We start from the raw sequence: 24454 nt of genomic DNA on the forward strand, positions 1-24454 counted from the left end.
CATCAATTTCAACATCCATAGTCATAAGTTGGAAACTTGATAATTCCAATACAACTTTGTCCTCTTCTTTTATTTCTTCTATGTTTGAAAATAATGGAGTCCCTATATTTCCTCCTGTCCAAGTTTTGTATCCTTCTTGTGATAATAACTTAGACACAATGGTTGTAGTTGTTGTTTTACCATCACTACCAGTTACCCCATAAACTTTACCTTTGCAATATCTTACGAATTCCTCCATTTCTGAAGTAATATACGCACCTTGATTTTTACATCTTACTAAAGCTTCACTGTCTATTCTCATAGATGGTGTTTTAAATATAACCTCAAAGCCAGTTAATCTATCTAAGTAACCTTCTCCAAGCTCTAATTTTACTCCAAACTCTTCAAATTCTTTTGAAACTTTTCCTAATTCTTCAGCAGATTTCATATCAAAAGCAGTTACTTTAGCCCCTAGTTTAACTAAAAACTTTATAAGAGGTATATTACTTACCCCAATGCCTACAACAGCTACATTTTTTCCCTTTATAAATTCTTTAAACTCATTAAAGTCTCTCTTCATTTTGTGGCCTCCAAAATTTTCACCAATATTATAATGGTCTTTATAAATTATATCCTATTTCTTTCTAATTATAACACTATGGAATTCCCCATTCCATATCATTATAACTTATTCAGAGTCATTCTATTTTGTTCTAGTGATGATTTTCTAAAAATATTCATGTTATAATAATTATTAATCTATTTTTAACTATATTGTTTAAAACAAGTTGTTCAATTATAATTATTAATTAATAACAATTTTAGGTTATAAAGATATATTCTTAATAACTAAAATCCTTATACAAATTAATTAGGAGGATTAATATGAATAGTATTATACAAAAAGCAAAAGAAACTCATGAACTTTCAAGAGAAGAAATCATAGCATTATTAAAAGATGATTCTATTAATGAAGAACTTTTTAAAGCTGCTGATGAAGTTAGAAAAAAATATCTTGGTGATGAAGTACATTTAAGAGGACTTATAGAATTCACTAACATATGTAAAAGAAACTGCATGTATTGTGGACTTAGAAGAGATAATAAAAATCTTAATAGATATAGACTTTCCCATGAAGAAATTATAGATTTTGCAAAAAAAGCCGTTGGTTATGGATATAAAACTTTAGTTCTTCAAGGTGGTGAAGATGATTATTTCACCGTTGAACGTTTAATTCCTATAGTTAAAGATCTTAAAGCCTTAGGTGTTGCTTTGACATTAAGTATAGGTGAAAGACCTTTTAAAGAATATAAAATGTTAAAAGAAGCTGGAGCTGATAGATTCCTTTTAAGAATTGAAACAACAGATAAAAAACTATATGAAGAACTTGATCCTGGTATGAGCCATGAAAATAGAATTCAATGCCTTAAAAACTTAAGAGAACTTGGATATGAAGTTGGAAGCGGTTGTCTAATTGGATTACCAGGACAAACAATAGAATCTATAGCTGATGATATCTTATTTTTTAAGGAACTTGATGTAGATATGAATGGTATAGGACCATTTATTCCAAATGAAGATACTCCTCTTAAAGATTCCGAAGGTGGAACATTTGAAATGGCATTAAAGGTAACAGCTCTAGTTAGATTACTTTTACCAGATATAAATATTCCAGCAACAACAGCTATAGAATCATTAAATAAACAAGGTAGAGTGATTGCTCTTCAAAGTGGCGCCAATGTAGTAATGCCTAATGTTACTGAAGGAGAATATAGAAAACTTTATGCTCTTTATCCAGGTAAAATATGTACAGGCGATACTCCAGCTCACTGTAGAGGATGTATTACTGGTAAAATTAGAGGAATAGGAAGAATAGTTTCTGATGGTCCTGGATTTAGAGCTAATGGATTCAAACCAAAAGATCGTTAATTATCATGACTCAAAGAACTTATAAATAGACTCCGAGAATTACTGAATTTTACTAACAATTTATAACTTTTATTATGGAGGCTTATATAAAAAAACTCTAGAACAATTTAGCATTTGCTAAATTAAATTCTAGAGTTTTTTCTTTAATTCAATATATAAACCTAAAACTTAAAATTAATAAACGAAACTTAATTAAAAAATCAGATGTATTTATCTATTATTTAATTATTCTTACAGAATTTATCTATTGCTTCAGCAACTTCCTTACTATTTGCAACTGCTTCTACAACAGTTTTGGGTCCACTAACAACGTCTCCTGAAGCAAATACTCCTTCAAGTGTAGTACTACCATTCTCATCTGTTACTAATAATCCATATTTATCTGTTGATATTTCTTTAGTCTTTGATACAATATTATCTCTTGGTGCCTGACTAATAGCAACAATTATTGAATCACATTTGAATATACCTTCACTGTCTTCTAAAGTTTTAAATGATACTCTGCCATCTTCAGAAATCACTCTTTCTGTCTGTACGTACTTTATACCATCTTCACAAACTTCTACAGGCGCTTTATAAAGTTCAAACTTAACTCCATCTTCTTTTGCTTCTTCTATTTCAACCTTTGTAGCTGGCATATCCTCAAAGCTTTTTCTATAAAGAACATAAGTATCCGCACCATTTCTCTTAGCAGTTCTAGCTGCATCCATAGCAACATTTCCAGCTCCAATTATAACTACTTTTTCTCCAAGGTTATATGATTTTGGGGCTTTTAAGTAGTCTATAGCATAATGAACATTTCCTAATGTTTCTCCTTTAACATTTAAAGTTTTAGGATTCCAAACTCCTGTTGCTATAAATATGGCTTTATAACCATCATTTTTTAACATATCTAAAGTAATTACTGATCCTATTAAAGTATTTGGTCTTATCTTAACATTTAATTTAATAAGTGCCTCTTCATATTTATCTATTATATCTCTAGAAAGTCTAAAATCAGGAATTCCATATCTTAATACTCCACCAATTTTATCATTTTCTTCAAATATAGTTACTTGATATCCCTTTTTAGCTAATATAAACGCTGCTGTTATTCCTGCAGGACCTCCACCTATTATAGCAATTTTATCTTCTAAAATAGTTTCTTGAGTAAGATCTAAATTAGCTAAGAACTCTGATGATATTTCTCTCTCTATTTCACTAAAGTTTACAGGTGTTTCCTTTATTCCTTTTATACAATTTCCTTTACATTGATCTTCATGTGGACATACTATAGAACAAACAACTGATAAAGGATTGTTTTTAAATAAGATTTCCCCAGCCTCTTTAATTTTATCTTCTTTAAATAAACCTATTATCTCAGGAATAGGCGTGCTTATTGGACAATTAGCTTTACATCTTGGATTCTTGCACATTAAGCATCTTAAAGCTTCTTCTTTTAAGTTTTGCTTATTTGATGTCATTTTAATAAACCCCCTGCTTTCTTAACAATTTATACAAATTCTTTATTGCTTGCATAATATATTATCTTATCAAAATAATTTAATCAAGTCATTTATTTAAAACTTAAGTATTTTCCTATAGAAATACATTTTGCATCTGATCCATGACCAAGCTCACTAGTTTTTAATATCGGAATATTAAATTCTCCTAAAGCTCTTTTTAGAATTTCTATTATATTAGGTGAGCAATTATCTCTTTCCATTTCAGTAAACTCTCCTAATATTATTCCTTTTATATCATTAAAGACACCTATATTTTTATATTGAGTAATATATGTAGCCATCTTTGCTGAATTTCCACTAAAACTTTCTAAAAATAATATTTTATCCTTAAAATTAGGCATATATTTAGTTCCTGCTAATTTTAAAAGACATCTTATATTGCCACCTACAACAACACCTTCAAGAGAATCTCCATTTATCCATTGATAATCTAAATTAAAGATATCATCTTTTCCTTCTATAAAAGAATCCTTGAAGTTTTTTAATTGCTCTTTTTGAAACTTCCCAACTAAGTTTCTTAATTGATAGTTATATGTAGTAATTTCACATTGAGAATAAATAGCATTAAGAATTACTGTTAAATCGCTATATCCAAAGAAAGGCTTAGAATTATTTTTTATTAAATCAAAATCTAAGTATTCTAAAACTTCATTTGCCAAATCTCCACCAGAAATATCAAAAATCATTTTTACCTCATCATTTAAAAATAATTCTTCTAAAGACTTAGCCCTTTCTTTTCCAGTTCCACTAAAAAGATTATATTCCTTAGCATATAGAGTTTCTGCTTCAACAATATCTATATCAATACTATTTAAATTATATTTTAATACTTCTATTATTTCCTTATTTTTCATACTCAAGCCATTAGAACAGCTTATTATTCCAATTTTATCTTTTTTATTTAAAAAACTACTCATAAAAAACCTCCAAAAAAATAAATGTTATTTACATAATAACATTTATTTTTCTTATTCATATTTTAAAATACTTCTATTAAATTAACCCCTATATTTTTAATAATATAAACTTTTATTAACTAACTTACCTAACTAAATACATATAAGAAAAAGATTTTTAGATATCTTTTGAATAAACATAAAAAATAGGTGAAGAAATATTCTTCACCTGTTTTTATTTAATTACTTGGCTATACTCTCTTTTATTAATTCAAGTACAACTTTTGATAATGTTCCTAAATCCTCGATTTTCATATGTTCTTCTAAAGTATGAGGTTTTCTCTCTCCACTTGAAAGATTAACTGCTTTTATTCCATTACAGTTAAATATATTTGTATCACTTCCACCACCTGAAGCTTTAGTTTTTCCTTCTATTTCTAAGTTTTTAAATGCTCTTTTTGCATGTAAAACTATGTCATCATTATCATCTACAACAAATGGTCCATACATTCTATTTACTTGAATATCAATTTCTCCACCAAATTTCTCAGCAGAAGCTTTAAAAGTTTCTACCATATGGTTTGTTTGAGCATCTAATTTCTCTGTAACTGTACTTCTTGCCTCTGCATCTATTATTACTTCAGGACAAACTACGTTGTTAGCAACACCACCTGAAATTTTACCTATGTTAGCTGTAGTATCTTCATCTATTCTTAAAAGTTTCATGTTTGATATAGCATCTGAAGCTATTTGAATTGCACTTATTCCAGACTCTGGTGAAACTCCAGCATGGGCAGGTTTCCCTTTTATAACCACCTTTAAAGTATCATGAGCTGGTCCTACTGTAGTTATAAACCCTGGATCTCCACTTGTATCAAAAAGGAATGCTTTTTTAGCTTTTATTTTTGAATAATCTAAGTTTTTAGCTCCTAAAAGACCTGTTTCCTCAGCTATTGTAAATACAACCTCTATATCCGCATGATCTATATTATTTTCTTTTATAATTCTTAGTGCTTCAACAATGGCAGCTATTCCACCTTTATCATCTCCACCTAATATAGTTGTTCCATCACTATATATAACACCATCTTTTATTACTGGTTTTATTCCTTTACCAGGTTTAACAGTATCCATATGACATGCAAAAAGTATTGTTTCACCCTCTACATTTCCTTTTAATCTAGCTATTAGGTTTCCTGAACTTGATCCTACTTTTTCTCCAGCATTATCAAATTCAACTTCTAATCCTGCATCAACTAAATCTTTTTCTAATCTTTTAGCAAAATCACCTTCACTATATGTTTCACTATCTATTTGTATATAATCTAAAAAACTATCTAAAACTCTTTTTTCATTTATCATTATATTCAAGCCTCCCTTAAAGCAATTCAATAAATTTTATCTAAATTATACCATAAAAATACACTTGTCCATAATAAAGAAACATAAAAAAGCCCTAAAAACACATAAACACTTATAAGTAGATGTAGAAAATATCTGGATGAGCTTTTGAATTTAAAATATTACGTAGAAGGATTTGTGTTAAAAAGCGAAGATTGTTCGACGTGAAGCTAGTTATCGTAGCTTTAACAAATCCTTCATAGTAATATTTATAAATTCTTAGCGAAATCCAGTAATTTTAGTAATCTACTTATAAGTGTTTTAGTTTTTAAGACTCAAAGATTTCTTAGAATTCTAAGCTTTTTTCTATTATAGCTCTTACGTCTTCTATTTTAACTCTTTGTTGTTCCATGTTATCTCTGTCTCTTACAGTTACACATCCATCTTCTAAAGTATCGAAGTCAACTGTTATGCAGAATGGAGTTCCTATTTCATCTTGTCTTCTATATCTCTTACCGATACTTCCTGTCTCATCATAATCAACATTGAAGTGTTTGCTTAATTCAGCATATACTTCATCAGCTTTTTCTGATAATTTCTTAGAAAGTGGTAATATAGCAGCTTTAAATGGTGCTAAAGCTGGGTGTAAGTGCATTACAGTTCTTACATCAACTTTTCCATTAGCTCCTTCTAATTCTTCTTCATCATAAGCTTCAACTAAGAATGCTAAAGCAACTCTGTCAGCTCCTAATGATGGTTCTATAACATATGGTACATATTTTTCATTTGTTGTTGGGTCTAAGTAAGTCATGTCTTGACCTGAATGCTCAGCATGCTTATTTAAGTCATAGTCTGTTCTATCAGCTATTCCCCAAAGTTCTCCCCATCCGAATGGGAATAAGTATTCTATATCTGAAGTTGCATTTGAGTAGAAGCTTAATTCTTCTTCTCCATGATCTCTCATTCTTATGTTATCTTTATTCATTCCTAAGTTTAATAGGAAGTTCCAACAACTTTCTTTCCAGAAGTTGAACCATTCTAAATCAGTTCCTGGTTTACAGAAGAACTCAAGCTCCATTTGTTCAAACTCTCTAGTTCTGAAAGTGAAGTTACCTGGAGTTATTTCGTTTCTGAAAGACTTACCAATTTGAGCTATACCAAATGGTACTTTCTTTCTTGTAGTTCTTTGTACTGATTTAAAGTTTACGAATATACCTTGAGCAGTTTCTGGTCTTAAGAATACTTCGTTTTTACTATCCTCAGTTATTCCTTGGAAAGTTTTAAACATTAAGTTGAACTTTCTGATTTCTGTGTAGTTCATTTTTCCACATTTAGGACAAACTATGTTGTTCTTAGTTATGTAGTCCATTAACTCTTCATTAGTCCATCCATCAGCTGTAGCTACTTCTACACCACTTTCAGTCATATGATCTTCAACTAATTTATCAGCTCTAAATCTAGCTTTACACTCTTTACAATCCATTAAAGGATCTGAGAATCCACCAACGTGACCTGATGCAACCCAAACTTCTCTATTCATTAATATAGCTGAATCTAATCCAACATTATATTTGCTCTCTTGAACGAATTTTTTCCACCAAGCTCTTTTAACGTTATTTTTGAATTCAACTCCTAGTGGGCCGTAATCCCATGAGTTCGCAAGTCCACCATATATTTCTGAACCTGGGAATATGAATCCTCTATTTTTACATAAGGCTACTATTTTATCCATAGTTTTTTCTACTGCCATTTCAATTACCTCCATTTATATTAAATAACTTGTTTTATATTAATTCTTCACTTTATAAAGAACTTTAAACCTTCCCGAAGAAATATTTCTAACAGTTTTAACTGCTAGAAATACTCATGTAGATTAACAGTATAAGGGCTTTGTTATAAAATAAAAAAAGCCATTACATTCAAAGGGACGAAATAAAATTCCGCGGTTCCACCCTTTTTAGCAAAAGCTCATCTCTCTTAAAACAATTGTACTCAAAAGCTCCCTTCATTTTAAATCTCTAATAACTTTCACCAACCGTTATCTCTCTAAAAAAGATTTTAAAACTACTCTTCTTTATCACAGTACATATTTAGTTATACTCTTAATTTTATCAAAACTAAATTATATGTCAATAAAAAAAGAATTTATAAATATATAAAAATTTATATATTTATAAATTCCTTCTTAATTAATTTTGAATAAAAAAAATGGCTCCTCGGAGAGGACTCGAACCTCCAACCTATCGGTTAACAGCCGAGTGCTCCACCATTGAGCTACCGAGGAACATTTACAATTTTATTATAGCATACTTTAAATAAAATACAATACTTTTTTTAACTAAATTTCAAGAAATATTTAGAAATTTTTTCTGAATATTTCTCTTTAACACCAGTATAGATTTATAAAAAAAATAGAAGTTTACTATTGAGTAAACTTCTATTATAAAAACTATTTTTGTGGTTTCATTGTTGGGAATAATATAACGTCTCTTATTGATGAAGAATCAGTTAAGAACATTATCATTCTGTCTATTCCTATTCCTAATCCACCTGTTGGAGGCATACCAGTTTCTAAAGCACTCATGAATTCTTCATCTAACATGTATGCCTCATCATCTCCGTATTCTCTTTCCTTAGCTTGTTGTTCAAATCTTTCTCTTTGAACTATTGGATCGTTAAGTTCTGAGTATGCATTACATACCTCTCTACCATATACGAAACCTTCAAATCTTTCAGTGAACATTTCATTTCCTCTCTTCTTCTTAGTAAGAGGTGAAATTTCAACTGGATAATCTACTAAGAAAGTAGGTTGGATTAATTTCTCTTCACCGTATTCTTCGAATAACATATTTAGAACTTCACCTTTAGTAACCTTATCTAATGGTTTAGGGAATTCTAAGTTTTTCTCTTTAGCTATAGCTTGTGCTTCTTCATCACTCTTAATTTCGTTAAAGTCTATTCCAGCGAATTCTTTAACAGCATCAACCATAGTTATTCTTCTCCATGGTGGTGTGAAGTCTATTTCAGTTCCTTCATAAGTAACTTTAGTTGATCCGTTTACTTTTTCACAAACATATGCAATCATGTTTTCCATGATTTCCATCATATCATTATAGTCAGCATATGCTTCATATAATTCTATAGCAGTGAACTCTGGATTATGTCTTACTGAAACTCCTTCATTTCTGAAGTTTTTACCCATTTCATAAACTTTTTCAAATCCAGCAACTATTAATCTCTTTAAGTATAACTCTGTAGCAATTCTTAAGTACATATCTATGTCTAAAGCATTGTGATGAGTTATGAATGGTCTAGCCGCAGCTCCACCAGCTATTGGTGAAAGAATTGGTGTATCAACTTCTAAGAATCCTCTATTGTCTAAGAACTCTCTTATAGCTTTTACTATTTGAGATCTCTTAATAAAAGTATCTTTAACTTCTGGGTTTGTTATTATATCAACTTCTCTTTGTCTGTATCTTAAATCTGGATCTTTTAATCCATGCCATTTTTCTGGTAATGGTTTTAAAGATTTACAGATTAATTCAAATGAAGTTACTTTTACTGAAACCTCACCCATTTTTGTTTTAAATACTTCTCCAGTTGCAGCAACCCAGTCACCTAAATCGAATGTTTTAAATTCTTTTAAAGCTTCTTCTCCAACATTATCAATTTTGATAAATAATTGAATTTTACCAGCTAAATCTGCTAAATCAGCGAATACAACTTTACCTTGACCTCTTTTTGACATAAGTCTTCCAGCAATTTTAACTTCTTTACCTTCTAACTCCTCAAAATTATTTTTTACATCAGCAGAAGAGTGTGTTCTCTCCACCTTGTATACATCAAATGGGTCCTTACCAGCTTCCTGTAATTCAGCAAGCTTTTGTCTTCTTAACATCTCTTGTTCACTTAATTGAGCTTCTGCTTCGTGAATATTCATTTCCTCATTTGACATTTAAAAATCCCTCCATCTATAATATCTATCTTCTTATTCCAAGAACTTCGAACTTAGTAGTTCCTCCTGGTACTTCTATCTCTATAACATCTCCAACTTTTTTACCCATTAAACCTTCACCAACTGGTGACTCGTTTGATATCTTAAAGTTCATTGGATCTGCTTCTGCTGAACCAACTATTGTATATTCAATTTCTTCGTCAAAATCAAAGTCCATAACTTTAACTATTGATCCAACTGTAACTATATCTGTTGATATTTCTGATTCGTCAACAACAACAGCATTTTTAAGCATATTTTCTAACTGAAGTATTCTTCCTTCAGTGAAAGCTTGCTCATTTTTAGCTTCATCATACTCAGAGTTCTCACTTAAATCTCCGTATCCTAAAGCAACTTTTATTTTTTCAGTTATTTCTTTTCTCTTTACTGTTTTAAGATATTCTAATTCGTCTTCTAATTTTTTAACACCTTCATATGTCATTATATGCTTCTTTTCGCTCATTTTCTTTCTCCCCTTTGAACATATTATTATAATATCATATTTAAACTTAACCTGTTAATATACAATTCATAAAAACTTTAAGATTATTAAGCCTGATTATTCAAATTATTATAATTCTTAAAGATTATTATGTCAAACCATATATTACATAAGATAGAATCTACTAAATAAAAAAACATTATTTAGCTTTCATTCTCACCTTTATTTGTATAAATTAAACATCTAATATTTGATTGATGCTTTATTATATCCAGTTATATTTCCATTTATGATAAATATTATAAGTTATTTTGCATTAAATATTCTTTATACTCTTTAAGAATATCCATAATTTTTTCTGGATTAGCTTCTAAGTTTAATTTGTTCTTAATTTCAGTACAATTATTTAAACCTTTTATATACCAAGCTGCATGTTTTCTCATTTCTCTTACAGCTTTATAATCTCCATCATATTTAAGTGCTAAGTTATAGTGTCTTATGCACATATCTATTTTTTCATCAGGAGTTGGCATATAAACCTCTTTTCCATTTAATTTCTGAACTATTTGCTTAAAAATCCAAGGGTTTCCCATACTTCCCCTTGCAACCATGATTCCATCACAGTTAGTTTCATTTTTAAGTCTTAAGGCATCATCTGCATTAAAAACATCACCATTACCTATAACAGGAACATTAACTGCTTCCTTTACTTGTCTGATTATATCCCAGTCAGCCTTTCCTTCATACATTTGAGCTCTAGTTCTTCCATGTACAGCAATAGCGTCTGCTCCTGCTTCTTCCATGATTTTAGCAAACTCAACAGCATTTATGTTATTCTCATCAAAGCCCATTCTAAACTTAACTGTTACAGGCTTTGTTGCAACTTTTTTTATGCTACTTATAATATCGTAAGCTAATTTAGGATCTTTCATTAAGGCTGAACCTTCACCATTTTTAACAATCTTAGGTGCAGGACATCCCATATTAACATCTATTATACATATATCTTCATTTGTATTGAAATGTTTCTCCGTAACATAAGCCATTATTTCCGGATCATTTCCAAACATCTGACAAGATACCGGTTTTTCTTCATCTGCAATTCTCATTAATTCTTTTGTATTTTCACTTCCATAGTACAATGCCTTTGCACTAACCATCTCAGTGCAAACAATCCCTGCACCCATCTCCTTACATAATCCTCTAAAAGAGATATCCGTAACTCCAGCCATTGGTGCTAAGAAAACATTATTTTCTAAAACTATGTTTGATATTTTCATCAGTTTCTACTCCTTGTTTTTTTCGTAAAGAACTTTAAGTCCTTCTAAAGTTAATTTACGATCTACTTCATCAATTACATCCGTTTCGCTATAAACAAGTTTAGCTAACCCTCCTGTAGCTAATACAAATGGTTCCTTTTCTCCTAAGTCCATCATTTCCTTTTTCATACGTTTAACTATATATTCAACTTTTCCAATATACCCATAAATTATTCCAGCTTGCATACTTGTAACTGTATTTTTACAGATTAAACTCTTTGGCTTTTCAAGCTCTATTCTTGGAAGCTTTGCAGCCCTTTCAAATAAAGCATCTGCTGAAATTTGAATTCCTGGACATATATTTCCACCTAAATAATCACCTTTTTCAGTAATAGCACAGAATGTTGTTGCTGTTCCAAAATCAATTATTATCATAGGTTTTTTATGCTTATCAAAAGCAGCTACAGCATTTACTATCCTATCTGCTCCAACTTCTTTAGGATTATCATATTTTATATTAATTCCAGTTTTTATTCCAGGCCCTACTATAATTGGTTCTTTACAGAAACATTTTCTAACCATATTCTCTAAAGAATGCATTATATTTGGAACTACTGAAGAAATTATTATTCCTTCGACTTCTTCTGGATTTAGTTTTGCTTGATTAAATAGTTGCATAACTTGTATTGAATATTCATCTGATGTTTTCTTAGAATCTGTAGATATTCTCCATGACGCTATATATTTTTCACCATCATGAACCCCTAAAACTATATTTGTATTACCTACATCTATTAATAAAATCATGTGTTTTACACCACCTTAATATAATTAAAGACAGCCAATAAAGCTGCCCGGAAAATACCATGTACCCTTTATATAACAATATTAATTTTAACAACTACTATCCATTTGTCAAGCAATTACAATTACTAGATTTTAAATAAAAAAAGCTTACACAACTATTTTTTCTCAATAGCCATGTAAACCTTGAAATTATCTAAACTTTTAGAATAATCCTACTATTTCTCCATTGTCTTTTATGTCCATTCTATTAGCTGCTGGAATCTTTGGTAAACCTGGCATAGTCATAACATCTCCAGTTAAAATAACTATAAATCCAGCTCCATTTGAAACTCTAACCTCTTTAACCGTTATATCAAAGTTTTCTGGTCTTCCTAAAAGACTTGGGTTATCTGATAATGAATATTGAGTTTTAGCCATACATATTGGAAGCTTATCTAGATTAAACTTCTCAATTTCAGCTATTTGTTTAAGAGCTTGCGGAGTATAGTTTACACCTTTTCCACCATATATAGTTTGAACAATTTTTAATATTTTATCCTTTATTGATTCCTCTGAATCATAAATCATTTTAAAGTTTGAAGGTTCATTTTCAATTGTCTTTATAACTTTATTAGCTAAGTCAATTCCACCTTCTCCACCTTTTTCCCAAACTTCTGTTAAGCTAACTTCTACACCTAAATTTTTACAGAAACCTTCTATAGCTTTAACCTCTTCATCTGAATCAGTTATGAATTTATTTATAGCTACAACTACAGGTACTCCATAAGCTTTTATATTTTCTATTTGCTTTTCTAAGTTTTCCATTCCTTTATTTAAAGCATCTACATTTGATATGTTTAATTCATCTTTCTTAATTCCACCGTGATGCTTTAAAGCTCTTATAGTTGCTACTAAAACTACACAATCAGGATTTAAGTTACCATATCTACATTTTATATCTAAGAATTTTTCTGCTCCTAAGTCTGCTCCAAAACCAGCCTCTGTTATAGTTATATCACTCATTTTTAAAGCTGTCTTAGTTGCTATTATAGAGTTACATCCATGAGCTATATTAGCAAAGGGTCCACCATGAATGATAGCCGGTGTATTTTCTAAAGTTTGAACAAGATTTGGTTTTATAGCATCTTTCATAAGTAATGCCATAGCTCCTTGCACTTCTAACTCCTTAGCATAAACTGGCTCTCCATCTAAGTTGTATGCAATTAAGATATTACCCATTCTTTCTTTTAGATCTTCTAAGTCTTTAGCCATACATAATATAGCCATTATCTCTGATGCAACAGTGATCATAAAACCATCTTCTCTTAAGAAGCCATTTATTTTACCACCCATTCCAACAACTATATTTCTTAAAGCTCTATCATTCATATCCATAACTCTTTTAAACACAATTCTTCTTGAATCTATTCTTAATGGATTTCCTTGATGAATATGATTGTCGATTGCTGCACATAAAAGATTATTAGCTGAAGTTATGGCATGCATATCTCCTGTGAAATGTAAGTTTATATCTTCCATAGGAACTACCTGTGAATATCCACCACCTGCAGCTCCACCTTTTATTCCAAAAACTGGTCCTAAAGATGGCTCTCTTAATGCTATAACAGTATTTTTACCTATCTTATTTAAAGCCTGTCCTAATCCTACTGTAACAGTTGATTTTCCTTCCCCTGCTGGTGTTGGGTTTATAGCCGTAACTAAAACAAGCTTACCATCTTCATTATTTTCTAGTCTATCTATTGCCTCTAAAGATATTTTACATTTATATTTTCCATAAAGCTCAATATCATCTTCTCCAAGGCCTATTTTCTTAGCAATATTTATTATTGGCTCCATTTTAGCACTTTGTGCTATTTCAATATCATTTTTCATAATTCCGCACCTCATTCCAAACTAATATATTTAATATTATAACCATAATTTCTTAAAAAACAAAGAGTTTTATCGAACATTTTTAATTATTTAATTTAAAACATTCGTATAATTCACTATTCTTTAGTCAATTATAATATAAAATAACCGTTAATTAAATATTAATATAAAAAAAAGAGGCATTAATTGCCTCTTTCTTATTAAGAATTTTTAAATATTTCTCTAAACTCATCACCATCAATCTTTTCTTTTTGAAGTAAGACATCAGTTACTGCGTTTAACTTATTAATATTCTCTTTTAAGATAGATTCTGCTCTATTATAAGCTTCATCAATTAATTTCTTAATTTCTTCATCAATTCTAGCACTAGTTTCTTCACTTATATTGCTACTTTTTCCAATATCTCTACCTAAGAACACTTCGCCACCATCACTATTACCAAATGATATAGGACCGATAACATCACTCATTCCATATTCCATAACCATACTTCTAGCAATGTGACTTGCTCTATCTATATCATTTTTTGCTCCAGCACTTATATCTCCAATAACTAATTTCTCAGCTACTCTTCCACCTAAAAGTTCAACCATTTTATCCTTAAGCTGTTTCTTAGATGTATGTGTTCTATCTTCTTCTGGTAAATTCATTGTATAACCAGCAGCCATTCCTCTTTGTATTATACTAATTTCATGAACTGGATCTGCATATTCTAAAACATTACTTACAACGGCATGACCTGATTCATGAACAGCAGTGATTCTTCTATCGTATTCACTTACAACTCTACTCTTCTTCTCTGGGCCAGCTATTACTCTTGTTATAGCTTCTTCTATATCTTTCATATCAATGCTACTTTTATTATTTCTAACAGCCAATAAAGCTGCTTCATTAGTTAAGTTTTCTAAGTCTGCACCACTAAATCCTGGTGTCATCTTTGCTAAAACTTTTAAGTCTACATCTTCTGATAGATTTTTATTTCTAGTATGAACTTTTAATACTTCTTCTCTTCCTTTAACATCAGGCGCACCAACTAAGATTCTTCTATCAAATCTTCCTGGTCTTAATAAGGCTGGATCTAAGATATCAGGTCTATTTGTAGCCGCTATCATGATAATACCTTCATTAACACCAAAACCATCCATCTCAACTAGAAGTTGGTTTAATGTTTGTTCTCTTTCATCATGACCACCACCAAGTCCAGCACCTCTTTGTCTACCAACTGCATCAATTTCGTCTATAAATATAATACATGGAGCATTTTTCTTAGCTTGCTCAAATAAGTCTCTTACTCTTGAAGCTCCAACCCCAACAAACATTTCAACAAAATCTGAACCTGATATACTAAAGAAAGGAACGCCAGCTTCACCTGCTATAGCCTTAGCAAGAAGCGTTTTACCTGTTCCTGGAGGTCCTACTAAAAGAACTCCCTTAGGTATTCTTGCACCCATTTCGATATACCTCTTAGGTTGCTTTAAGAAATCAACAATTTCCTCTAACTCACCTTTTTCTTCATCAGCACCTGCTACATCTTTAAATGTAACTTTCTTTGCATCTAAATTTGCCATCTTTGCTTTACTTTTTCCAAAATTCATTACTCCTCTATTTCCGCCACCGCTTTGAGCTTGTTGCGTAAACATAAAGAAAACAAAGAATAGCACACCTACTATAAGTAAAGTCGGAATAAAACTAATCCAAATACTCATATTGTTAGGTGGATTATATTTTATTTTAGTTTCTATCCCTTGAGTGTTTTGTAAAAGATGATCTAACATTTGATCTGAAACATATGCTGTAAATTTCTTTCCATCTTTAAGAACTCCCTCAACGGACATCTTATCTTCCTTGATTGTCATTGTTTCTATTTGATTGTCTACATATGCTTGTTGAAAATCACTGTATGATATTACTTTTCCTTGAGTCCCATTTCTATAAAAAGCAAATGCGAATAGAATTATTACAGCGAAAACAGCTATGTAAGTAATCACGCCTTGTATTTTTTTCATCTCTATGGCCCCCCTCTCTGACTATCATTTTTAAGAATTTTATCATAAGAAATATTATTTTACAATATTTTGAATTACTTCTTGTAAACTTCTTCTTTTAAAGCACCAATGAATGGTAAGTTTCTATACTTTTCAGCATAATCTATTCCGTATCCAACTATAAATTCATCTGGAACATCAAATCCTTTATATTTAGTTGAAACATTTGAAGTTCTTCTAGCTTCTTTGTCTAATAAAGCAACTATTTCTATACTTGCTGCCTTTCTAGCTTTTAAGTACTCTAAAAGATAGCTTAAAGTAGTACCTGTATCAACGATATCTTCAACTATAAGAACATGTTTATTTTCTATATCACTATCTAAATCTTTTAATATTCTAACAACACCTGAAGTTTGAGCAGAGTTGCCATAGCTTGAAACAGCCATAAAATCTATTTCACATGGTATGCTTATATTTTTTATAAGATCTGAAGTAAATACTACTGAACCTTTTAATATCCCTACAACTAATAAATCTTTTCCACAATAGTCTTCACTTATTTCCTCAGCCATTTCTTTTACACGTTTAGCTAACTGTTCCTCTGAATATAAAACCTCTTTAATATCATCTCTTATGTCTTTTTTCATAATTAATTTTCCTTTCCTCCAAAAGTAATTTTAATTACCTTTTTAGTTTTATTTGTAACTTTAAATGTTTCACTAACATTAGATCCTACAATCCATGCTATTTCATTATTAAACAGCACTAAGGGAATAAAATCTCTTTCTTCTTTAGGTATCTTATTATTTATAAATATATCTTTTATCTTTTTACTACTTTTCATTCCTAAAGGAATTATTTTATCTCCATTTTGTCTAAATCTAATCTCTATATTGGAAATTTTATCATAATCAAAAGACTTTATAAATCTATCTTTTGAAAATTTTTCACCTTTTTTAAAATCTTCTACTATTAGTTCATATTTTCCTAAAATTTTATCTTCTATTATAACTTTTTTCTTTTCATCTAACTCATTTTTAATATTTTCTAAATTTAAAACTTTATTCTCTTTAATCTTTGAAATATCAACTAACTTTATTCTTATTTGTCCATATTCATTTAAAGCAACTACGCCATTAGTTATATTTATTTGTTTACCTGTTCCTTTATCCTTTAAAGCAATTATGTCATATATATGTTTTAGTTCAAAGTTATTATGCTTTGAACTAACCTCAAACAAAGCTTTTTTTATTATTCTTGTTAATATGGTTTCCTTTTCATTAAATGCTTCTTCTTTAATGACTATGCTATTATTTTCTCTTACACACAATTTAGGAAATCTCTTTTCAACCTCTTCCTGTATGAACTCTACATCCTTACTACAACTATAAGCTAACCTATTTAATGCAGTTACTATATCAGGATTAAAGTTTTTTTCTATAAATGGTATAGCCTTTAACCTTATTTTATTTCTTGAATATATTTCTTCTAAATTAGTTTCATCTATTCTAGGTTTTAGATTGTTTATTTCACAGTATTCTTCAATTTCGTTTCTTCTTAAAATTAATATAGGTCTTATGAAAATCTCATCTCTAACTGGCCTAATTCCAACTAAACCTTCTATTCCAGTTCCTCTTAAAGCTCTCATAATAAGTGTTTCAGCTTGATCATTAGCGTTATGTGCTATAGCAATCTTATCTAATGAGTGTTCAGTTTTTAATTTTTCAAAAAACTTATATCGCTCTTCTCTTCCAGCCATTTCCGTGGAAATATTTCTTTCTTCACTTATTTTATTTATATCAACTCTCTTTATAAAACATTCTATATTTAAGCTTTTGCAAAGCTCCTCAACATAAGCTTCATCTTTTAAAGCACTTTCTCCTCTTAAACAATGGTTAACATGTGCTGCATATACTTCTATATGTAATAAATCTCTCAACTCACTTAAAATATGTAGTAGACATACTGAATCTGGTCCACCTGATAAAGCCACTAAAACCTTATCTCCACTTTTAATCATGGAGTTCTCTTGTATAAAATCTATAACTTTTTTCTTCATTGTAACTCACTCCATAAATATTATATTTTGCCCTAATATTATAACACATAAAAAAATCCATTAGGTTATAAAAAAAGTTCGTATAATTCATTTAAAATAATAAATTTAATAGTTTACTTAAAAATAAAAGAAAGTGCATAAGAACTTTTACTTTTAAATAAAACCTATAAATAACATATAAATATAGATTTTATTTTGTTCTTACCCACTCTCCTTTCTTAATTTATTCCAAAAACCTTAGATACAACAACAGTCATATCATCCTTGGCTTTTCCACCACTTAACTCTTTTGCCTTTTCTAAAATAGCCACTGATAACTCTTTAGGTTGTCTATACTTGGTATTTTTTAAGAATTCAATTAACCATGTTGTATCAAAGCTTCCATCATTTTTCACATCTAAAATTCCATCACTTATACTAACTATAACATCACCATTTCCTACTTGTTTTTCAACAGTATCTATATCAGGCTCCTCCAACACTCCAAAAGGAAGTGTATTAGAATTTATAACTTCTATCTTATTTCCTCTCTTTATAAAACTCTCTATAGCCCCAACCTTCATAAATTTAGCATCACCAGTGTATAAATCTATCTTATTCATATCTAATGTAGAAAACTTCTCATCTTCGCTAAATTTTATACTCATTATTGCATTCACTGCATCAATTGCTATTTTTTCATCAAAACCGACTTCCATAAATTTCTCTATTATTTCAACAGAAACTTTACTTTCTAATCCAGCTTCAGGTCCTGATCCCATACCATCTGATATTACAGTAATATAATTTCCATCTTTAGTTCTACCATATGAATATGAGTCTCCAGTAAATTTTTCTCCTTCCTTAGTTGCGACTGCAACATGAGAAGTAACATGATATTTAGGAGATTCTTCAATAACTACTTCACACATATTGTTTTTACTATTTATGTTACATCCTTCACTTCCAATGCTCATATTTTTTCCTATGGATTCACTTATTATAGGAAGTACAGTTTTAATACAGTTTTGAGCTCCCATACAATTTTCCATTTGCATTTTCACTTTAATTCTTCCATTTTTATCGTTATAACATATTAAACTTCCAAATTTAATTCCGTATTTCAAAAGAGATTTCTTTATATTTTTTTCTATATCTGTACATAAATGAAGTTCATTTCCAAACTCATCAACTATCTCACCGATTGTAACTGACATATTATTTATATGATTTGATAATATTTTTCTTCCTTCTCCTAATCTATTTCTCAATGTTTCATTAATCATATGGATATTCATTATATCTTCTAAATTTTTCATTAAAGCATATTTTTTAATACATTTTTTCTCAAGCTCATGAGGAAAAGTTCCTGAGTTGTTTTCATAGTTTATTATAAGCTCTGAAAAAGCATTATATGTTTGATGAAGTTCTCTCTTCCAACACATATATCTCATATCACACTCACTACAAGTTCTATCAGATAAATTTTCCACTAAAGCATTTCCTTTATTTTTTATAGCTAATTTATCATTGCTTACTAAATTGTTTAAAGATTTGCCCATTATAGATAAAACATCAGTAAAATCTTTAAGTCTATCAGTTAACTCATCCTTAATCTTACTAAATCTGACTTCACTAAAATAATCAACCTTTTTATCTTTATTTATTTCTAGAGAAACTTTATTGTATAATTTTTTAGGAATTAGAAGGAATATCCCTGTACCCACTAATACTTCAATAAATAGAATATTATTAAATATTCCTGAATATAAAGTTACTATTACAAAAATTATGTTAAATGATAGAGCCGTAAAAAACTTTCCTGATTCTCTAAAAATTCCAGCTACCAAACCACAAGCTCCATAAATAGCTATACTTTCCATAAGATTTCCTGTGGTAAATCCTAATATTATTCCCATAGTGATACCAGCGCTAGCTCCCATATTTGTATCTGAAATAAATGCTAAAGCTATAATGAAAAGTATCGCTACTATATTTCTAAAACTCACATCATATACTGATACAGTTCCGATACCAACAATTAGTAAACATAAAAATAATTCTATGCTAACTATTTCATCTATAGAGAAAAAATGTTGAGTATTTATTTCTTCTACACATTTTAATGTATAACTTACAACATAATATATAGGAAATGCTAAAGCTGTAACCGAAGCCGCGTTTATTAAATATAAAATGAAATCAGATTTTCCTACTAAAACCCCATAGGCAAATAATATAGAAAATATAATAATAAAACTTATTATATTTCTAGTTTTCTTGGCTACTTTACTCATAGAAATTATGGTAATTATAGCTGCTATTATTATGTAAGCTGGAAAACTTATAGGCTTATTAAACAAAGTAGCGTATCCCACTACTACGCCTAAACTAGAAGCTAGTATATATTTTTTTTCATAATTTGTTATTGCGATTAAATATGCTAATCCAAATGGAGCTAATACTTGTACTACTCCAAAGGTCATATCTAAATACACTCTACTTATTAATATCCCTGCAACCATAGACATAATAAGACCAACAGTAGAAGCTTCTATTTTTATATTATTTTTTACCTTTTCTGAATCCTTTACTCTTTTGTAATTATCAATTTTAACTCCATATTGCATATTTATCCTCCTAACCTTCTATCTTTATCAACATTATAGCAAGATTAAAAGGAAATATTTGTAAATTAATGGTGCTGTTTTTTTATTTTTTTAAGACATAATCAAACAAAAATTTTTAGGAAATTTATTTTTTTATACTATATTTATAATTTTATTTCCAGTTTAATGGAAATAATTGAATTTCTATAATCTTTTAAAGGATATATTATCTTTTTTTAGAATCTAATAAATATATTTTTGTTGAATAAAGTAATTTTTTATCTATTTAAAAAGATAATTAATTTAGAAAAAAAGAAGTGTAAAACAAAAAAACTCATCTTAATTAAGATGAGTTTTGGTGCCGAAGACCGGAATCGAACCGGTACGGTGTGTTAGCACCGCAGGATTTTAAGTCCTGTGCGTCTGCCAGTTCCGCCACTTCGGCATATATTAAGTTTAAATGGTAGCGGGAACAAGATTCGAACTTGCGACCCTTCGGGTATGAACCGAATGCTCTAGCCAGCTGAGCTATCCCGCCATGTGGTTGCGGGGGCAGGACTTGAACCTACGACCTTCGGGTTATGAGCCCGACGAGCTACCAGCTGCTCCACCCCGCGATATTATTGGTGCCGAAGACCGGAATCGAACCGGTACGATGTGTTAGCATCGCAGGATTTTAAGTCCTGTGCGTCTGCCAGTTCCGCCACTTCGGCATATATTAAGTTTAAATGGTAGCGGGAACAAGATTCGAACTTGCGACCCTTCGGGTATGAACCGAATGCTCTAGCCAGCTGAGCTATCCCGCCATGTGGTTGCGGGGGCAGGACTTGAACCTACGACCTTCGGGTTATGAGCCCGACGAGCTACCAGCTGCTCCACCCCGCGATGTTGTGGTGCCGAAGACCGGAATCGAACCGGTACGGTGTGTTAGCACCGCAGGATTTTAAGTCCTGTGCGTCTGCCAGTTCCGCCACTTCGGCATGTCATCGTGTTTCCCAACGACAAGATTTATTATACATAAGCATTAGGATACTGTCAACATATTTTTTAAAGTTTTTTATAAAAATTATTATAAATATTAACAAAAGCCCATGAAATCTAGCATATAACTTAAAAATATTAGAAAAAAACCTCTATAATTTTCCCTATCTTTTTTAAAACTAATAAGAAAAATAATAAAAATCTCTTCTAAAAACCTTTAATATATTTCTAAAATTTATTTTTACAATCATCATTTTCATATAACTTTCTATTATAAAATTTAAAATCCCTTAGAAAACTTCTAAGAGATTTTAAAAAATACTATTAAATTGATTTTCTTTTTCTTTGTTTAACGTCTTGATGTTTCTTTACATCTTGAAGTCTTTCTTCACTATCTTTTAAGAATTTTGACATTATATCCTCAAAGTTTTGCTTTGGCTTAGCTTTCTTTTCATTCTTCCACTCAAAATCTGCAGGTTTAACAGATTTCTTTTTTGGTGGCATAGCTTGCTTTATTGATAAGCTTATTTTGCCTTTATCATCAACTGATATTACTTTAACTTTAACTTTGTCATCCTCTTTAAGATGCTCTCTTATATCTTTAACATAAGTATCTGCTACTTCAGATATATGAACTAAACCTGTTTTTCCTTCCACTTCAACAAACGCACCAAAGTTTGTGATGTTAATTATTCTACCCTCTAATATGTTTCCTGCCATTAAGGTCATGTTTAAAAGATTCCTCCTTAAATTTATAAATAAAATATATGTTATTTTTAATAATAACCTTATTTATCTTGATTGTTTTTTGTTTCAGTATTATTTTGTTTGTCTTGAGGTGAATCTGAGTTTGTAATAACTTTCTCGCCTTCTTTAATCATACCTAATCTTTCTCTAGCCATTCTTTCTATGTATTCGTCTGTTGAAGATTGGTTTACCTCATTTTGTAACTTTTTATTTTTATCTTGAAGCTCATTAAGCTGAGTTTGCTTAGCTTCTATGTCTTTTTGTATTTTATTCATTGCAAGTTCTTGTCTCACATATGATATGCAGAATATAGCAATCAATATAATTATCACCAAATTCTTTAAATTCATTCTTTTCTTCACTCTTATACCCCCATACTTAGAATGGTATGTATAAGTCTATTGTAAACACTATTATACCTTAATTCAAGAAATTTTTCCCTTGCAAATTAACTTTTTAATTTGTGAATGTATTTTTTAAGACATATCTTATATTTTTAAATATTATTCTCATATTCTTTAATAGTATAGCTAAAATTCTATGTTGTATTCTTCTAAAGTATTTAGATAAACATTTTAAATAAATCAATAAAGTTATTCCCATAAATACATATACATATGCACCTAAAAATGCATAATTATATTTTAATAAAAATATGAATATAACTAAGCTACACCATATCCAAAATAAGATATCTTCTATTGTTATTAATATTTTATTTTTGCAAGCTCCCCTAAACTCTCTATAAATATCAAACAAAAATCCGACTATCAGTCCAGATATTATTGCAAAAATAACAATTCTAAATTGAATATTTATATCTAAAAGCATATCTACCACCTATTTAAATATTTTAGAAATTAAATTTCTACTTTTTTTCACTTTATTCTTTTTATTTAAATAATTAATGTTACTAATAAATCCTCCTATTATAACCTCCCCATTTTGAACATCTAATTTGTTCATCTTTAATCCAGACCCCTTAATCAATAATGGACCTAAATTTGTTTTTAAACTAATCTTTTCCTCATCAAAGTTTATAACTTCCTTTACTCCTGTAAGTGATAAAAGTTTTCTATTTTCTAAGAATAAGTTACTGGTACATTCTGTAGTTTTATTTTCATCTTTTTTATCAATCATAAGAAAGCCTCCTATGTAAAAAAATATTTTTCCTAACTTATGCTTATTCAATTGCATACAAAAAAATGACTAATATAACTTTTTCAAATTATATTAGTCATCCTATATAATAAATATTTAATTTAAACATATTACTCTTTATCTTCTTCGCCTTCTAAGATCTCGTACATCTCTTTAGCATTTTCTTTTCTAACATGCTCAGCAATATTTATAACTCTTGCTTTTAAAGTTCTGTTACCAAATAATATTTCTATTATATCTCCTTCTTTTATATCATTTGAAGGTTTAGCAAATTTACCATTTATTATTACTCTCCCACTCTCACAAGCTTCTTTAGCAACTGTTCTTCTTTTAATTATTCTAGAAACTTTTAAATACTTGTCTAATCTCATATCCTATCCTCCATATTAAAAATCCTATATTTGATTTAAATTCCTCAATATTGATAAAAAAGCCCGAGTAAGACTCGGGCTTCTTTAAAGTTCAATTAACACAACTTATTTATTATAAATTAAGCGTTAACTTTTTCTTTTAATTCTTTACCTGGCTTGAATACTGGAGCTATTGAAGCAGGTATTTTTATAACTTCTTTAGTTCTTGGGTTTCTTCCTTCTCTTTCAGCTCTTACTCTAGTTTCGAAAGTTCCAAATCCAACTAATTGAACTTTATCTCCATTAGCTAAAGTTTCGCTAACGCTTTCTATGAATGCTTTTAAAGCTAATTCAGCATCTTTTTTAGTTAAGTTGCTTTTTTCAGCCATGCTTGTTATTAATTCTGCTTTATTCACTTTTACATCCTCCTTAAAATTCCAGTTAATTTACTGCAATAATTGTTTACCAGTTATTAAACTCAACTAGTATCAACTTATATTATCATAATATATATTTCTTTCTTTGTATAGTCAATACTTTCAATTTTTGCCCTAAAAAT

21 protein-coding genes, 8 tRNA genes and 1 other annotated feature (1 of these 30 cut by a window edge) are annotated in these 24454 nt (G+C 29.6%); of the genes, 1 reads left to right on the top strand and 28 read right to left on the bottom strand.

All coding sequences use genetic code 11. The annotated features are described in order from the left end of the window. On the bottom strand, nt 1-559 hold the 5' end (the start) of the coding sequence (murD, locus tag AC2A4K_RS16050) for a UDP-N-acetylmuramoyl-L-alanine--D-glutamate ligase (RefSeq protein WP_322504707.1). 818 nt of this gene lie to the left of the window's left edge; only the first 559 of its 1377 coding nucleotides appear in the window; it begins with the start codon at nt 557-559; its stop codon lies beyond the left edge, outside the window. A gap of 305 nt (nt 560-864) precedes the next feature. Here murD and hydE point away from each other — a divergent pair, with 305 nt between their 5' ends. Next, nucleotides 865-1908, top strand: a complete 1044-nt coding sequence (hydE, locus tag AC2A4K_RS16055; RefSeq protein WP_322504708.1) for a [FeFe] hydrogenase H-cluster radical SAM maturase HydE — start codon at nt 865-867, stop codon at nt 1906-1908. A 221-nt stretch (nt 1909-2129) separates the two neighbouring features. Here the strand turns inward: hydE and AC2A4K_RS16060 are convergent, their stop codons facing one another. From AC2A4K_RS16060 to AC2A4K_RS16190, 27 genes are all read right to left on the bottom strand, one after another. Beyond that, nucleotides 2130-3371 (bottom strand): NAD(P)-dependent oxidoreductase, encoded by a 1242-nt coding sequence (locus tag AC2A4K_RS16060; protein ID WP_322504709.1) that lies wholly within the window; start codon nt 3369-3371, stop codon nt 2130-2132. A 92-nt stretch (nt 3372-3463) separates the two neighbouring features. Then, on the bottom strand, nt 3464-4330 hold the full coding sequence (locus AC2A4K_RS16065) for a S66 family peptidase (protein ID WP_322504710.1): 867 nt from the start codon (nt 4328-4330) through the stop codon (nt 3464-3466). A gap of 222 nt (nt 4331-4552) precedes the next feature. Beyond that, nucleotides 4553-5671, bottom strand: coding sequence for a M20/M25/M40 family metallo-hydrolase (locus AC2A4K_RS16070; RefSeq protein ID WP_322504711.1), 1119 nt, complete (start codon nt 5669-5671; stop codon nt 4553-4555). 325 nt (nt 5672-5996) lie between these two features. Next, nucleotides 5997-7400, bottom strand: coding sequence for a glycine--tRNA ligase (locus AC2A4K_RS16075; RefSeq protein WP_322504712.1), 1404 nt, complete (start codon nt 7398-7400; stop codon nt 5997-5999). Between the two features lie 170 nt (nt 7401-7570). Beyond that, nucleotides 7571-7740 (bottom strand) — a binding site (T-box leader). 119 nt (nt 7741-7859) lie between these two features. Further along, nucleotides 7860-7934 (bottom strand) — tRNA-Asn (locus tag AC2A4K_RS16080). Nucleotides 7935-8099: 165 nt separating this feature from the next. Further along, nucleotides 8100-9605, bottom strand: coding sequence for a lysine--tRNA ligase (gene lysS / locus AC2A4K_RS16085; protein ID WP_322504713.1), 1506 nt, complete (start codon nt 9603-9605; stop codon nt 8100-8102). Nucleotides 9606-9630: 25 nt separating this feature from the next. Next, on the bottom strand, nt 9631-10107 hold the full coding sequence (greA, locus tag AC2A4K_RS16090) for a transcription elongation factor GreA (RefSeq protein WP_322504714.1): 477 nt from the start codon (nt 10105-10107) through the stop codon (nt 9631-9633). Between the two features lie 278 nt (nt 10108-10385). Beyond that, nucleotides 10386-11366, bottom strand: coding sequence for a tRNA dihydrouridine synthase DusB (dusB, locus tag AC2A4K_RS16095; RefSeq protein ID WP_322504715.1), 981 nt, complete (start codon nt 11364-11366; stop codon nt 10386-10388). A 6-nt stretch (nt 11367-11372) separates the two neighbouring features. Then, nucleotides 11373-12152, bottom strand: coding sequence for a type III pantothenate kinase (locus tag AC2A4K_RS16100; RefSeq protein WP_322504716.1), 780 nt, complete (start codon nt 12150-12152; stop codon nt 11373-11375). A gap of 201 nt (nt 12153-12353) precedes the next feature. Continuing rightward, nucleotides 12354-14024, bottom strand: coding sequence for a formate--tetrahydrofolate ligase (locus AC2A4K_RS16105; RefSeq protein WP_322504717.1), 1671 nt, complete (start codon nt 14022-14024; stop codon nt 12354-12356). 200 nt (nt 14025-14224) lie between these two features. Next, complete coding sequence (gene ftsH / locus AC2A4K_RS16110) at nt 14225-16030, bottom strand: ATP-dependent zinc metalloprotease FtsH (RefSeq protein ID WP_322504718.1); 1806 nt, start codon at nt 16028-16030, stop codon at nt 14225-14227. A 74-nt stretch (nt 16031-16104) separates the two neighbouring features. Then, a complete protein-coding gene (gene hpt / locus AC2A4K_RS16115; RefSeq protein ID WP_322504719.1) occupies nt 16105-16656 on the bottom strand; it encodes a hypoxanthine phosphoribosyltransferase in 552 nt (183 codons plus the stop codon). 2 nt (nt 16657-16658) lie between these two features. Continuing rightward, entirely contained in the window at nt 16659-18068 is a 1410-nt protein-coding gene (tilS, locus tag AC2A4K_RS16120; protein ID WP_322504720.1) for a tRNA lysidine(34) synthetase TilS, read from the bottom strand. Nucleotides 18069-18286: 218 nt separating this feature from the next. Continuing rightward, complete coding sequence (gene spoIIE, locus AC2A4K_RS16125; protein ID WP_322504721.1) at nt 18287-20677, bottom strand: stage II sporulation protein E; 2391 nt, start codon at nt 20675-20677, stop codon at nt 18287-18289. 335 nt (nt 20678-21012) lie between these two features. Beyond that, nucleotides 21013-21101: transfer RNA gene (locus tag AC2A4K_RS16130), tRNA-Leu, on the bottom strand. 16 nt (nt 21102-21117) lie between these two features. Continuing rightward, a tRNA-Met gene (locus AC2A4K_RS16135) sits at nt 21118-21194 on the bottom strand. A 3-nt stretch (nt 21195-21197) separates the two neighbouring features. Next, nucleotides 21198-21273: transfer RNA gene (locus AC2A4K_RS16140), tRNA-Met, on the bottom strand. Between the two features lie 7 nt (nt 21274-21280). Further along, nucleotides 21281-21369: transfer RNA gene (locus AC2A4K_RS16145), tRNA-Leu, on the bottom strand. Between the two features lie 16 nt (nt 21370-21385). Further along, nucleotides 21386-21462, bottom strand: a tRNA-Met gene (locus tag AC2A4K_RS16150). A 3-nt stretch (nt 21463-21465) separates the two neighbouring features. After that, a tRNA-Met gene (locus AC2A4K_RS16155) sits at nt 21466-21541 on the bottom strand. Nucleotides 21542-21547: 6 nt separating this feature from the next. After that, nucleotides 21548-21636: transfer RNA gene (locus AC2A4K_RS16160), tRNA-Leu, on the bottom strand. A gap of 325 nt (nt 21637-21961) precedes the next feature. Next, the gene (locus AC2A4K_RS16165; protein ID WP_322504722.1) at nt 21962-22366 is read right to left on the bottom strand and encodes a S1 domain-containing RNA-binding protein; all 405 of its coding nucleotides are present in this window, start codon (nt 22364-22366) and stop codon (nt 21962-21964) included. 59 nt (nt 22367-22425) lie between these two features. After that, complete coding sequence (locus tag AC2A4K_RS16170; protein ID WP_322504723.1) at nt 22426-22746, bottom strand: FtsB family cell division protein; 321 nt, start codon at nt 22744-22746, stop codon at nt 22426-22428. Between the two features lie 94 nt (nt 22747-22840). Beyond that, nucleotides 22841-23215 (bottom strand): spore cortex biosynthesis protein YabQ, encoded by a 375-nt coding sequence (gene yabQ, locus AC2A4K_RS16175; RefSeq protein ID WP_322504724.1) that lies wholly within the window; start codon nt 23213-23215, stop codon nt 22841-22843. Nucleotides 23216-23224: 9 nt separating this feature from the next. Beyond that, nucleotides 23225-23524, bottom strand: a complete 300-nt coding sequence (gene yabP, locus AC2A4K_RS16180; RefSeq protein ID WP_322504725.1) for a sporulation protein YabP — start codon at nt 23522-23524, stop codon at nt 23225-23227. A gap of 131 nt (nt 23525-23655) precedes the next feature. After that, nucleotides 23656-23916: an RNA-binding S4 domain-containing protein gene (locus AC2A4K_RS16185; protein WP_322504726.1), complete on the bottom strand. Its 261-nt coding sequence runs from the start codon at nt 23914-23916 to the stop codon at nt 23656-23658. A gap of 119 nt (nt 23917-24035) precedes the next feature. After that, on the bottom strand, nt 24036-24311 hold the full coding sequence (locus AC2A4K_RS16190; protein ID WP_322504727.1) for an HU family DNA-binding protein: 276 nt from the start codon (nt 24309-24311) through the stop codon (nt 24036-24038). Nucleotides 24312-24454 lie beyond the last annotated feature (143 nt).

Source organism: Clostridium sp. LIBA-8841 (assembly GCF_057782475.1).

Coding starts and splice junctions, on each gene's coding strand:
- hydE (WP_322504708.1), top strand. CDS start 865: ATGAATAGTATTATACAAAAAGCAAAAGAAACTCATGAACTTTCAAGA.
- AC2A4K_RS16060 (WP_322504709.1), bottom strand. CDS start 3,371: ATGACATCAAATAAGCAAAACTTAAAAGAAGAAGCTTTAAGATGCTTA.
- AC2A4K_RS16065 (WP_322504710.1), bottom strand. CDS start 4,330: ATGAGTAGTTTTTTAAATAAAAAAGATAAAATTGGAATAATAAGCTGT.
- AC2A4K_RS16070 (WP_322504711.1), bottom strand. CDS start 5,671: ATGATAAATGAAAAAAGAGTTTTAGATAGTTTTTTAGATTATATACAA.
- AC2A4K_RS16075 (WP_322504712.1), bottom strand. CDS start 7,400: ATGGCAGTAGAAAAAACTATGGATAAAATAGTAGCCTTATGTAAAAAT.
- lysS (WP_322504713.1), bottom strand. CDS start 9,605: ATGTCAAATGAGGAAATGAATATTCACGAAGCAGAAGCTCAATTAAGT.
- greA (WP_322504714.1), bottom strand. CDS start 10,107: ATGAGCGAAAAGAAGCATATAATGACATATGAAGGTGTTAAAAAATTA.
- dusB (WP_322504715.1), bottom strand. CDS start 11,366: ATGAAAATATCAAACATAGTTTTAGAAAATAATGTTTTCTTAGCACCA.
- AC2A4K_RS16100 (WP_322504716.1), bottom strand. CDS start 12,152: ATGATTTTATTAATAGATGTAGGTAATACAAATATAGTTTTAGGGGTT.
- AC2A4K_RS16105 (WP_322504717.1), bottom strand. CDS start 14,024: ATGAAAAATGATATTGAAATAGCACAAAGTGCTAAAATGGAGCCAATA.
- ftsH (WP_322504718.1), bottom strand. CDS start 16,030: ATGAAAAAAATACAAGGCGTGATTACTTACATAGCTGTTTTCGCTGTA.
- hpt (WP_322504719.1), bottom strand. CDS start 16,656: ATGAAAAAAGACATAAGAGATGATATTAAAGAGGTTTTATATTCAGAG.
- tilS (WP_322504720.1), bottom strand. CDS start 18,068: ATGAAGAAAAAAGTTATAGATTTTATACAAGAGAACTCCATGATTAAA.
- spoIIE (WP_322504721.1), bottom strand. CDS start 20,677: ATGCAATATGGAGTTAAAATTGATAATTACAAAAGAGTAAAGGATTCA.
- AC2A4K_RS16165 (WP_322504722.1), bottom strand. CDS start 22,366: ATGACCTTAATGGCAGGAAACATATTAGAGGGTAGAATAATTAACATC.
- yabQ (WP_322504724.1), bottom strand. CDS start 23,215: ATGCTTTTAGATATAAATATTCAATTTAGAATTGTTATTTTTGCAATA.
- yabP (WP_322504725.1), bottom strand. CDS start 23,524: ATGATTGATAAAAAAGATGAAAATAAAACTACAGAATGTACCAGTAAC.
- AC2A4K_RS16185 (WP_322504726.1), bottom strand. CDS start 23,916: ATGAGATTAGACAAGTATTTAAAAGTTTCTAGAATAATTAAAAGAAGA.